This is a genomic window from Marinomonas aquiplantarum, from assembly GCF_003314975.1.
In the GTDB taxonomy this organism is placed as follows: Bacteria; Pseudomonadota; Gammaproteobacteria; order Pseudomonadales; family Marinomonadaceae; genus Marinomonas; species Marinomonas aquiplantarum.
Window position 1 is genome coordinate 1 of record NZ_QNRF01000019.1, and the last position, 11,703, is coordinate 11,703.

The 11,703-nt window shown below is 37.3% G+C and carries 12 protein-coding genes and 1 rRNA gene; all 13 read left to right on the forward strand.

The window, feature by feature from the left end; translation table 11 throughout:
• Positions 1 to 89 (forward strand): 5S ribosomal RNA (gene rrf, locus DFP76_RS17845); the annotation flags it as partial.
• A 598-nt stretch (positions 90 to 687) separates the two neighbouring features.
• Positions 688 to 819 (forward strand): hypothetical protein, encoded by a 132-nt coding sequence (locus tag DFP76_RS18415; RefSeq protein WP_425451766.1) that lies wholly within the window; start codon positions 688 to 690, stop codon positions 817 to 819.
• A gap of 77 nt (positions 820 to 896) precedes the next feature.
• Positions 897 to 1,094, forward strand: a complete 198-nt coding sequence (locus DFP76_RS18420) for a transposase (protein WP_425451767.1) — start codon at positions 897 to 899, stop codon at positions 1,092 to 1,094.
• Positions 1,095 to 1,323: 229 nt separating this feature from the next.
• Positions 1,324 to 1,506, forward strand: coding sequence for a hypothetical protein (locus tag DFP76_RS17850; protein ID WP_113875907.1), 183 nt, complete (start codon positions 1,324 to 1,326; stop codon positions 1,504 to 1,506).
• Positions 1,506 to 2,255 carry a formylglycine-generating enzyme family protein gene (locus DFP76_RS17855; RefSeq protein ID WP_281269742.1) on the forward strand — a complete coding sequence of 250 codons (750 nt, stop codon included), beginning with the start codon at positions 1,506 to 1,508 and terminating at the stop codon, positions 2,253 to 2,255. The genes DFP76_RS17850 and DFP76_RS17855 overlap by 1 nt, the downstream gene beginning before the upstream one ends.
• A gap of 27 nt (positions 2,256 to 2,282) precedes the next feature.
• Positions 2,283 to 3,401, forward strand: coding sequence for a hypothetical protein (locus tag DFP76_RS17860; protein WP_181799880.1), 1,119 nt, complete (start codon positions 2,283 to 2,285; stop codon positions 3,399 to 3,401).
• A 57-nt stretch (positions 3,402 to 3,458) separates the two neighbouring features.
• Positions 3,459 to 4,049 (forward strand): RNA polymerase sigma factor, encoded by a 591-nt coding sequence (locus tag DFP76_RS17865; RefSeq protein WP_113875910.1) that lies wholly within the window; start codon positions 3,459 to 3,461, stop codon positions 4,047 to 4,049.
• A gap of 74 nt (positions 4,050 to 4,123) precedes the next feature.
• Positions 4,124 to 4,696: a hypothetical protein gene (locus tag DFP76_RS17870; RefSeq protein WP_113875911.1), complete on the forward strand. Its 573-nt coding sequence runs from the start codon at positions 4,124 to 4,126 to the stop codon at positions 4,694 to 4,696.
• A 40-nt stretch (positions 4,697 to 4,736) separates the two neighbouring features.
• Positions 4,737 to 7,712, forward strand: coding sequence for a CHAT domain-containing tetratricopeptide repeat protein (locus tag DFP76_RS17875; protein WP_113875912.1), 2,976 nt, complete (start codon positions 4,737 to 4,739; stop codon positions 7,710 to 7,712).
• A 121-nt stretch (positions 7,713 to 7,833) separates the two neighbouring features.
• Positions 7,834 to 8,934, forward strand: a complete 1,101-nt coding sequence (locus DFP76_RS17880) for an SEL1-like repeat protein (RefSeq protein ID WP_113875913.1) — start codon at positions 7,834 to 7,836, stop codon at positions 8,932 to 8,934.
• A 422-nt stretch (positions 8,935 to 9,356) separates the two neighbouring features.
• Positions 9,357 to 9,971: a hypothetical protein gene (locus DFP76_RS17885; protein WP_113875914.1), complete on the forward strand. Its 615-nt coding sequence runs from the start codon at positions 9,357 to 9,359 to the stop codon at positions 9,969 to 9,971.
• A gap of 28 nt (positions 9,972 to 9,999) precedes the next feature.
• Positions 10,000 to 10,341 (forward strand): hypothetical protein, encoded by a 342-nt coding sequence (locus DFP76_RS17890; protein ID WP_147084237.1) that lies wholly within the window; start codon positions 10,000 to 10,002, stop codon positions 10,339 to 10,341.
• Between the two features lie 383 nt (positions 10,342 to 10,724).
• Positions 10,725 to 11,111 carry a hypothetical protein gene (locus tag DFP76_RS17895; RefSeq protein ID WP_147084239.1) on the forward strand — a complete coding sequence of 129 codons (387 nt, stop codon included), beginning with the start codon at positions 10,725 to 10,727 and terminating at the stop codon, positions 11,109 to 11,111.
• Positions 11,112 to 11,703 lie beyond the last annotated feature (592 nt).

The following is an 11,703-nucleotide window of genomic DNA, read 5'->3' on the forward strand; positions in this document are numbered from 1 at the left end:
ACCTGATCCCATCCCGAACTCAGAAGTGAAAAGCGCCATCGCCGATGGTAGTGTGGGGGATCCCATGTGAGAGTAGGTCGTCGTCAAGCTTTAAATACTAAGAAGCCCTGATAGGTTATCCTGTCAGGGCTTTTTTACGTCTGGAGAAAAATCACGATCCGAAACAGCGACGCCTTGTGTCACTGACGTCGTCAGTGGCTTACGCTGCTTGGGATCTTGCTCATCTAGTCACATGCATAAGTCAGATGGGCGCAAGCTATCCGATATGATGTTTTGTCGACAAACCAAGTCTCTTGTTCCTTCCCCTTATGTCTTCAAGGGGAAGGTTAGGATGGGGTTAGTCCAGCAACCTCTATCCAATCAGATTAACTGCAAGACTCGGTTATTTTGATAGCCTAGCCCGTTTTGTTCTTTTACCCAATCAATTACTGCTCTAGTATCAAACTGATTGAAAACTCATTGCCGTAATAACGCAACTTGAAAAGTATAAATGCACAGGCTCGCTTTAATCGCTCGGCTTTTCAGAATCATGTTAGAGCTAACTAAATAACCATGTTTAGCTGAATAAATGAGCACTTAAAGATTTTAAGCGAAGGGTAAAATACACTGAAAAATACATGGACTAGGCTACGCTCCTAAAGGGAAAAGCCAGTACTTGAGCAACACGACAAACGCTCGCTCATCAACATGATTTCGGCACTGGATAATCGAGGTAAAGGGCGCTTCATGTTGTATAAAGAAAGCATGACAGCCAAGGTACTACTGAGGTTTTTCAAGCGACTAATTAAAGACATTAAGCATAAAGTCTTTGTTATCTAAGATAATTTACGGGTACATCATGCTCATTTAGTACGGCAATGGACGGCCAAGAACGACAAAAAATTGAGCTGTACTAAATACCTGCTTACTCGCCGGATTTGAATCCCAATGAATATCTCAATGGTGATTTGAAAAGCCGCCTACGAAATAGCCATCCAGCCAAAAATGAGGATGAGCTACAAAAAACTGTCCGCAGTCATGTGCGCATGTTGCAAGAGAACCCTGAAAGGGGCAGGCGTTATTTTCATCACCCAAAGATTGGATATGCGGCATAGTGGTATTAATCTGCCATATTAATATTAGGCCACTACATATTCTCAAATTTGTTAGAGGGCGGATTAAAAGTTGAGTTCATCCTGACATTTTTAAGTTAGCTCCGTCATATATAAGGTCTTCACTTTAGAAAATGTGCCAAATTTAAGTGTTGAATAGCTAATAGATGGTGTGTGAACTTGAATTATCAGGGCCTGCATAGCCTTCTTATATTTCAAAAAAGAGATATTGATGCCTATAATTACCCTAAGTGCTTTTAAAAAATATACCTTGTTTGTGTTACACGCCGTGCTATTGAATTCAATGGTACAAGGAAAAGAGGTTACTCTGATTCCAAATATGATTCTCATTCCAGCAGGAGCTTATAAAATAAACATGAATAAAGAGACTGGGGATGAAAAAAATCTGCGTTAATTTTCGTACAGGAATTTCAGATAATGGAGACAGAGGTTACGGTTGATCAGTTTGACTCTTTTGTTAAAGAAACCGGATATGTCACGACTTCAGAGGTTATTGATGAGAATAGATATAGCTGTGTGATCACTGATTATGAAATCAATATTATATCTCATGATGTAGAAAGAAATTGGAAATATTCGGGTTTTTCAAGAGAAGGTGATCACCCTGTTGTTTGTGTTAGTTATCAAGATGTTCAGACATATGCAAATTGGCTTAGTGATATCACAGGTCAAAATTATCGTCTGCCAACAGAATTAGAGTGGGACTATGCTGCTACACCAGGCACGGATACTACGTTTTTATGGGGAGAGCGCTTAGTTAATCAATGCAACTATGCTAACGCGGCCGATTTAACTCCTAGTTCGTTAGGCAGGTCTTGGACATATAAAGCGAATTGCATTGATGATTATTGGTATACCGCTCCTGTTGGCCGTTATTTACCTAATAAGTTTGGCCTTTATGATATGGCAGGAAATGTTGCAGAATGGGTACAAGGTTGTTTCGTAAGCCAAGATACCTATAAACTTCATGGAGGGGTTAATGATGAGGATAAAGCACCGATTAATTGCAAACACCACATAATAAAAGGAGGTAGTTGGGCAAGTGTAACGTTAAAATTAAGACCTCATATACAGGGTAAATTTCCAAATGGCTTGACTTATAACACTATTGGTTTCCGCCTTGTTAGAGATTTATTAGATTAATCACTTTAAAAATTTAAATGGAAAAGAGTGAAAAATATGATCCCGTCATTTGAATCTACAAAATTACATAGTCGAACTTTATATATTACTAGTCTGATTTTTTTTGCTGTGTTGCTGAGTGGTTGCCGTTTAGAGTCTAAATTGAATGTACACTCAACGATGAAACAATATTCACCATCTTCCTTTTTTGGTCTAGGGAACTTTTATTTCATAAACGGTGATGACTCGCCTAGTGAACTCTTTGAAAATAAGAACAAGGTAATTCATCTCAATATTACAAAGGACCGTGCAATAATTTCGACTATTAATAACGGTGTTAGTAGTAGAGATTCCCATCCAGTTGTAACTGTAGTGGCTAATAATGAAATGAAAGGAGGGAGTTATTATGCTGTGACATATAATGGTTCAGTTTATAGATACTATCTTTTTTCTTTCACTAGTAATAAAAGCTTTGAATGGTATCAATTTAAAAAAGAGCATGAAATTGAGACATTAGAAGGTTTAATGAACGGTCAAAATGAGCCTCATGATATTTATCAATACCGCCTTGCATCTTCCGCTGAAGTGTTATCAATAAAGAAACAGATAGCGGATCAAAAGAAAGAAAAGAAAGATCAAAGAGAGCAAAGAGATCAAAGAGAGCAAAGAGATCAAAGAGAGCAAAGAGAAATAAACATAACATTAGAGAAAGCAAAAATGTTACCAAATTTTTCTTTGGCTTCGGGTAAAGCGTCTGATCCTCGCGATGCAGGAACTTTTGGTTTTTGTGCTGGCTATATTGCAAAAGCCAGTCAGATTATCAGTAAAAATAATAGTGATGATTTATCGATAAAACTAGCAAAAGTAATGATGAACGTTTCCAATAAATTTGTTTATGCATCTTTATTCTTTCAACACAAGAATTTCATACACAATCCTAAAAAAGATGAACTACCGATAGAAAAAGTGAAAACTTTCGTTAGAAAAGGTATAAATACAATGCTTTTAGACAATAAAAAAGGCGATCTAACTGGAACGTCAACATCAAACAAAACAACAGATCTTTGCAGAAAAATACATATTTTATTACCAGGTATAAAAGAAAAATCGATAACATTGCAACCTGAAGCCGCTACAATATTAGATTATATTAAATCAAGAATTTGAAATATTTAACTTCATACAATTACTTAATTTTAATTTTTAAGAAAGAACCTTTTTCACATGAAAAACATCAAACTAACAGATGAGATACTCATTTCATATATAAAAGAAGGCGGGGAAAAACGAGAGTTAGCAATCAGTACGCTGTATCGCCAATTATACTCTTCATTAAAGGCTTATCTTATAATACAAGGTTGTCCAAGCTATCAAGCGGAAGAGTGTTTGCAAGACACTTTTATAAAAGTAATAAGGAAGATTGATCAATTTCGTGGCGATTCCTCTTTGAATACTTGGGTTCACTCTATAATGCAAAATACTTGGCGTGACCATCTGCGAAATGCATACGAGTCCAAACGTAGTGATTTCGATGCTCATAAATATGAGCAAATAGAGGAGGATTTTTGGCTACGGCCTGATGCTATTGTAGAAAGTGATGGATTAAGGAACTGTGTATATGAAGGGCTACAAACTTTTCAAAAACAAGAAGCTGAACACATGTCTTGGATACTTCGATTAGTAAATGGTGCTTCTATCGCGGAATTAGCGCAAGATGCTGGGCGCTCAGTGGGAGCGATGCGCGAATATTTGTCCCAGTGTAGGAAAAAACTAAGACCGTTTATTCATCATTGTCTTTCGTTTCTAGAGCCCTAGAATAATTGTTAATAAGGTTAGATAACCACAGGGATATCAAAAACACATAGTAAGACGCGCGTAGGATAACCAATATGAGTGATGCTGATAAAGATCTTGATGATTGGATTGATACCTTACAAGGAATCAGTACAAAGGATGCGATGGCTGCGGAGCTTAGAGAAGCTGTGTTGCGACAAAAACAAATATTGGAAACAGAATTGCAAAAGCAGGTCGAATTCAGTGAAAGAAAGCTGATGCAGAGGTTGGAGAAAGAGGGCCTACTTTTTACTGAAGCCAAAAATATACGTTTGCGCAAGTGGGTGGCCGGGTTAACTACCACCGCAGCAGCGCTTATGATAATTCCTTTCCTCGTTCATCAGCAAAAAAATTCGATTCAACCAGAGGATCTTTTAACTTATCGTGGTTCTATAGTAGGCAATATCGTAAGGACAGAAAAAACAAACAGTCAAATTTTCGAAATTAATCATTACTTAATGAGTCAAAATTACTCTTTCCAAAAAAAGACACAAGAAGGTGTGACTTTAATTTTTATTGATGTAACAGCTGAACGGCTAGCCGATTTTAATCAATGGCTTGAGCAAATGGATGGGCGGGCGGTACAGCCGGGTACTTATGTTCTGGAGATAAAAAAAATCGCTGAATGACCTATTAATAAGTCATTTTTTAAAAGGAGATGTCTGATTTATGAGAATTACGTACCTTTCAAAGTATGTGTTGAGAATCATCATACTTCTCTGTTTTTCTGCTTTATTTCCTAGTGCAAGTAAAGCTGAAGATACAACATCAAGCGACCAGTCTAAACAAAGCTCTATATATGATAATTTAGAAATATTGAAGAACAGATCTGAGCGACTATATAACAAAAAAGAGTATCAGGAGGCAGAGAAGCTACAGCGAGTTATTTTATCTACATATGAACAGCTTCATGGTACTAAACATCCTTTTAGTGTATTTGCCATGTACAAATTAGCTAAAACTTTAGATAAGAGCCGTCAGTTCGAAGAAGCCGAATTAATATACAAAAAGTCAATAAAAGTCATAGAAGATAGTCAAGGAAAGGATAGTCCATATCTTATAGGTATAGTGCATTCTTTGGGGTTAATGCTTTCAGAACAAGGGCGTTTTAAGGAAGCTGTGGCTTTTTTTAGACGTAGCTTGGAGATGAACGATAATATTTTAGAAAAAGGCCATACGAATATTGCGGTAAACTTAAATTCTCTTTCCTATGCGTTATTAAAAACAGGAGCACTCAAAGAAGCTGAACTTTTATTGAATCGTGCTTGCAATATTTGGGAAAAGAAAACCGGGCGACAAAGTATTAAATCCGCCACATGTCGATCTAGTATGGCAGAAATATATTACGCTATAGGTAAATATACGGATGCTGAATCACTCTATCTGGAAAGTATAGAGACTTTAGAAAATTATAAAAATGTTGAAAAAGAAATTACAATTAGTTTGAGTGGATTGGCAATTTTAAACGACACTCTTGGCCGATACCAGCGTGCTGAAAAATTGTATCGGAGGGTTCTTTCTATACTTGAAAACGTCCCACAAGAAGATTCCCTTCATAGCTTAGCGACAACCTTAAATAATTTAGGTGGCATATTATACAGAACAGGAAAATACCTAGAAGCAGAAGATTTATTCCGTCGGTCTCTTATTATTAAAGAAAAAATGTTTGGTTCCCAAAGCCCAAACCTGACTGCTGTTTTGAGTAACTTAGCTGCCATTATGCGAGATATGAAGCGCTATGATGAAGCCGAGCCATTGTATCGTCGTAGTGTGTCTATAGTTGAAAAAAATTACGGCTATGATAGTCCGAATCTCGCCCTTCATCTTAATAACTTAGCGAGCCTTATGTATTTGTCTGGCCGTCACTCTGAAGCTGAAAAACTTTATCAGCGAGCCTACGTTATAGTTGCTATTGCGGGGAGGCCTGAAATTACGGAGGCAGTGCAGAATAACCTAAAAAACTTTTATCAGAACAGTCATAACCCAGACCTTGCGATATTTTTTGGTAAACAATCCATTAATACAATACAAAGTGTCCGACTAGGTCTACTCCCTCAAAACGATGAGGCATCTGTACTAAAAAGTTATTCGAAAACCGTTAGTGATAGATATCAATCTTTTGCCGATTTACTAATGGAACATGGCCGTTTGCTGGAAGCCGAGCAAGTACTAGCGATGCTAAAAGAGCAAGAATATTTTAGCTTTATTCGCCGTGATAGTCGCTCTGATGTTCGAACGACTAAAGCCAGTTATAATCATTTTGAAGCCCCTTGGGCCAACCGTTATGCAGATATATCATCACGCTTCACTTTGCTTTCTAAAGAACATTCTAACCTGCTTATGATTCATAAGGGTTTTCGTTCTGATGAGCAGAGCAACCGTATTATCGAGATTGAGGCGGAATTAGCACGAGGACGTTCTGAAATTGAAATGTTTCTTGAAAACATAAAAATAGAATTTCAGCAATTAAGCCAAAACTCTAACCAGCAAGTTATCGCCCTACCCAACAACTTTCCTACCGACACAAATTTAGGGAATGACTCGGCATTGGTTCATTATCTGGTTACCCCTGAGCGAGTGCGTATTTTACTTACCACCGAGGAGAGTCAAATACATAGAGATAGTCATATTTCTGAACCGGAACTAAATCGTTTGATCAGCGATTACAGAGTGTTACTAGAGACACCTTCTAGTGACCCGCTATCTCTAGCACAGCGTTTATATGACGTCTTAATTCGACCTATTGAACAAGATTTGAAACAAGTTCATGCCAAAACCCTGATGCTATCTTTGCATAGTACGCTGCGTTACTTACCAATGGCTGCTCTGCACTCAGGTAAACATTGGTTGGTGGAAGATTATGACTTGGCAATTTATACCGCGACGACACGTAGCAATCTAAGTGAATTGTCTAACTTAAAATGGCATGCCGCAGGCTTTGGCGTGAGTTTAGGAGGAGAGATTGATGGGCGAATATTCTCCCCTTTGCCTTCAGTTCCGTTAGAGTTGGATAATATTATTTTGACAGATAATGACGATGTGGGTGTGATTCCAGGCCAAACAAAAATGGATGATGACTTTGATGTTGATTCTCTTATCGATGCCATAAAAACAGGTGATTATCAGGTATTGCATTTGGCAACACATTTCCATTTCGATCCAAGTGGCATTGACAGTGACTCTTTTTTGTTACTAGGTAATAACCAGCGATTAACACTAGCAGATTTTGACCATGATCAACGCTTAAAAATGGACAACATTGATTTGTTAACTTTATCTGCCTGTGACACGGCTATTGGGGTACAGGCAGATGGTAGAGAGATTGAAGGGCTAGGTACTATGGCTCAATTGCAAGGGGCAAAAGCGGTATTGGCCAGCTTATGGTCTATCAATGATGTTACTACTAGTTTTTTTATGAAAACCTTGTATGAGTCTCGTCAGCTACATCACTTTACTAAGGCGGCCGCCCTAAGAGAAGCTCAGCTCGCATTTATTAAAGGTAATGTAGATTTAACAAATATGGCAGAAAGCCAAAGAGGATTGTCGCGTGCTAAGCGCGATAAAAGTAAGAAAATGGATATCGACGAACTCTTAGCGCATCCTCACTATTGGGCACCTTTTGTTTTGATGGGAAATTGGTTGTGATAAAAAACAGCCTGATGCTTTCGGTATTGATTCGTCTAATTTTTGTGAAAAGGAAAATTAGAGGTGGAATTGGAATTTAGTGTCATTTGTTATAAACGTATACTTAAAAGGAAATCATAAAGTGAAACAATATGCTTGGTTACTATTACTGTTATCTTGTTTTTCGTATAGCGATAACAAGCCTAACCAAACATCAGAATCCGAAAACTGCCAATATGCGTATGATAATAAATTTTATAATCGAGCACTCATTACGTGTTTAAGTGCGGCTAAGAAGGGGGATGCATCAGCACAAAGTAACCTAGGTTATATGTATTTTTATGGAAATAGTGTACAGAAGGATGATGTTATAGCCTTGTCTTGGTTTCGTAAAGCCGCTGATCAAGGTTATGCCAAGGGGCAATCTAGCCTAGGTTATATGTATGCCCTTGGCAAAGGGCTTCCACAAGATTATGAGAAGGCTTTATTCTGGTATAAGAAGGCAGCTAAGCAAGGTTATACAAAAGCACAAAGTAATTTAGGTTATATGTATGAGTTTGGTGAAGGCACCCCTAAGGATTATGTAAAGGCTTTACTCTGGTACAAGAAGGCGGCTGTGCAAGGTGATGCCAGAGGGCAATCTAATTTAGGTTATATGTATCAATATGGAAAAGGTGTTCAGCAAGATAATGTCCTTGCTTTTTACTGGTACCACAAAGCAGCCGATCAGGGAGGTGCATTTTCACAAAAAAAATTAGGTGATATGTATAGAGGTGGGAAGGTTGTTAAACAAAATTATGCTGTTGCCCTGTCTTGGTATCATAAGGCAGCAGAGCAAGATAATGTCTCAGCTCAAAAAGAGCTAGCTTCTATATATCGAAGAGGATTATTAGGCGTTAAGCGAGATTATGCTCATTCTGCGTCTTGGTATCGTAAAGCAGCCGAACAAGGAGATGAGCATTCACAATTGAGTGTCGCAAGAGCATATTACAAAGGTGAAGGAGTCAAACAAGATTACAAGATGGCATTAACTTGGTATCTCAAAGCGGCTGAACAGGGACATGGAAGAGCGGTAGAGAAACTAGGTTACATGTATTCACATGGTTTAGGAGTCACAATGGATTATTCGAAAGCCATATCTTGGTATCGTAAGCTAATTGATGAGGATGGTGATGATTCATATGACGCTATCGAAAAAATCTCCGAAATCTGTGACCAACATCCAACGACGACAGGATGTTGATGATATCGTTATAGTGGGTTAGTGAAAGAGACACAATAGTCTTAAGCTAGATGTCTTGGAGATGCATCAAAAATATAGACACTTATTTACAGAATACGTATAGGGAAAATCGATATGGTTAAAGCTATTAAGTTATTTTTAACATTATTTTCATAACAATATTAAGTGGTTGCTTCTATCAAGCAGACAAAAAGCTCCATGCTAACCTTAAGACGTATAGTCCGAAAGATTTTTTTGGTCCTAAAAAAAGTTACTTTTTCTCTGTAAATAATGGAGATAAATCTACTAATAAGGATGCGGTTATTATTAATCATTTGTCATCAGGCACATATTATATCTCCCTTATTACTGGTAAGAGAAATGACCAAGGCGCACTTTCACCCTCACATAGAAAAATTTCAGAAGTTTTTAGAATACCAAGCATGAAAGAATATATGTATTATGCGGCTATCCCAAGAACAGAGGGTAAATATTATTACCTTCTCTTTAAGTGGCACAATCCCCATTCATTTACGACTTATTACCCAGAGCATGGTGCAGATAAAGTAAACTCAGTAGCCGATTTACTCAAGTATGCAAATGCTAACTATCCATATGAGCGACAACAAACGTATAAACGAGCCAACATTTCTCAGAAAGCTAGCATCATCGCATCTTTAGGAAGTACTCCATCGTCCCCTCAAGTGAAAAACTACTCCTCGAAACCGATACCTAAAACACCTGGCAATATTACTAGTAATAATCAGTATAACGCCGGTGGAATTGGGCCAACAGGGATAGACGCCCTAGATATAGGCGACGGTGTTTATGTTAAAGGCTTTTTCTCTGATGAATTAAGTTATGTGGTTAGAATCGATAAAAGTACAAATACCGTTAAGGTGCGTAGTAGCCAAAATGGTACAACGAAATGGGTATATGCATCACAGATTATGACAAAAAAACAATCTCAACAGCAGGATCTAAAACGTATAGAAGGTTTACTTCGTATAGTTAGTTGTGCTGAAAATCCTAAACAATCATTTTGTTACAATAAGTGATTCATATATCAACTATGTTAAGAGGATAATGATGTCTAAATATTATTCATTTACCTTATCTCAAGAGTTTGAATCTATTAAAGTTCGCTCTATGGCATTAGAGATTATTAATGGAAGAATTGCTTTTATGGAAAGATCTGGAATGCTTTTTGGAAAGTGGAAAACACTTTTTTCTATTTCTACTGTTGATATGGTGATGGATTTAGATCGTTCATCAAGAATGGGAAAGAATAAAAAATCCGGTATGATTATACTCCGAAAAAAGCAAGGTGATAAGGAGTATCGTATTTATATCTATGAAGAACTTGATGCTTTTATTAGTGAGCTAGAATTGCCAGCTATAGGTGACTTAGAAGCTCTTAGAACTTGATTTTACCATTCTTAGGAATGGCAATCTAGTAGCGAATAAACGCTCTTATATAAAGCATCTTCCATCGCTGGATCTCTCAAGTTGTAACATTGCTGTATGCAATGAATACGAAATACCACAGATAAAGGGACGGGCGTCTTCAGTTTCCGCTTTCGGGTAAAGCTGTTCAATCAAGGTTACTAAGCGACTCCCTAAGGACTTCGTTGTTCATCTCAAACTACTCCATATTTCAAATAAAAACCTTTAAAAATACCCTGATATTGTCTCTATTGATTCGTCTGACTAAAAGCGCTGGTTAATAGTTCAAGTGTCTACTTAATAAAGCACGTGAGACTATTAAATCATCAGCTATATTTTATGTTAATTAATGGGGAATGATGAAAATGAAAAAGTCACTCTGGTCACTTCTATTTGTATCCTGTCTTTCATACGCTGATGAGGCTGTACAATATGAAGCTATATATCAGTCAGCTGTTAACTGGTATGTCCACCTCGAAAAACCTTACCCAGAAGAATCTCTTAAAGATATTGCGATAGAAATATGCCCAAAGCTTATGTACACAAAATCAGGTCGATGTGTAGTTCACTACTGGACTGACCCTTCATCGGTGCCTAAAAATCGAGAAGATAGACTCAAAAAAATTAAATCTGGTAGAGATGTGAACAAATATGCACACCTTTTTGCTACTAGAAAAAAACAAGTAGAAAAAAAGTTTTACATAACACTTTGTGCTGATAATAAAAATGGAAATAGCTGTAGCAATTATTAATTTATCGGTTATGTAGTGCTTAAAAACACCTAAATACAGACAAGCTGATTCATTGAAATATGGAAAGGAGCTTAAATAGTCCCTTTCCATATTTGCTTTTATCCATAGTGGCGCGCGCGTTATGAGCCTTATGGGCTCAAGCTATCCGATATGATGTTTTGTCGACAAACCACGTCTCTTGTTCCTTCCCCTTATGTCTTCAAGGGGAAGGTTAGGATGGGGTTAGTCCAGTAACCTTTATCCAATCACATTAACTGTAAGACTCGGTTATTTTGTTAGCCGAGCCCGCTTTGTTCTTTTACCCAATCAAATACTGTACTAGTATCAAACAGATAGAAAATTCGTTACCGAAATAATGTGCAATGTGAAAATTACAAATGCGCACGCTCGTTTTGATCGCACGCTTTTTCAGAGATGATGAAAAATTTAAAGCACTTCAATGTGTTATCTAGTTTCGAAAAACATCCTATCAGCGTAAACGCGCATGCGCATTATTAAAAATAATGAAATGGACACTCCCTTCTATACTGATTAGGTCAGTTTAAAAAGGAGAAAAATCATGAAAACTATTCATACGATTGGTATTGATTTA

What these genes read in the sequence shown, in the direction of transcription:
- DFP76_RS17850 (WP_113875907.1), top strand. Translation starts at nt 1,324, where the DNA reads ATGCCTATAATTACCCTAAGTGCTTTTAAAAAATATACCTTGTTTGTG.
- DFP76_RS17890 (WP_147084237.1), top strand. Translation starts at nt 10,000, where the DNA reads ATGATGTCTAAATATTATTCATTTACCTTATCTCAAGAGTTTGAATCT.
- DFP76_RS17875 (WP_113875912.1), top strand. Translation starts at nt 4,737, where the DNA reads ATGAGAATTACGTACCTTTCAAAGTATGTGTTGAGAATCATCATACTT.
- DFP76_RS17870 (WP_113875911.1), top strand. Translation starts at nt 4,124, where the DNA reads ATGAGTGATGCTGATAAAGATCTTGATGATTGGATTGATACCTTACAA.
- DFP76_RS18415 (WP_425451766.1), top strand. Translation starts at nt 688, where the DNA reads ATGATTTCGGCACTGGATAATCGAGGTAAAGGGCGCTTCATGTTGTAT.
- DFP76_RS17865 (WP_113875910.1), top strand. Translation starts at nt 3,459, where the DNA reads ATGAAAAACATCAAACTAACAGATGAGATACTCATTTCATATATAAAA.
- DFP76_RS17895 (WP_147084239.1), top strand. Translation starts at nt 10,725, where the DNA reads ATGAAAAAGTCACTCTGGTCACTTCTATTTGTATCCTGTCTTTCATAC.
- DFP76_RS17885 (WP_113875914.1), top strand. Translation starts at nt 9,357, where the DNA reads ATGAAAGAATATATGTATTATGCGGCTATCCCAAGAACAGAGGGTAAA.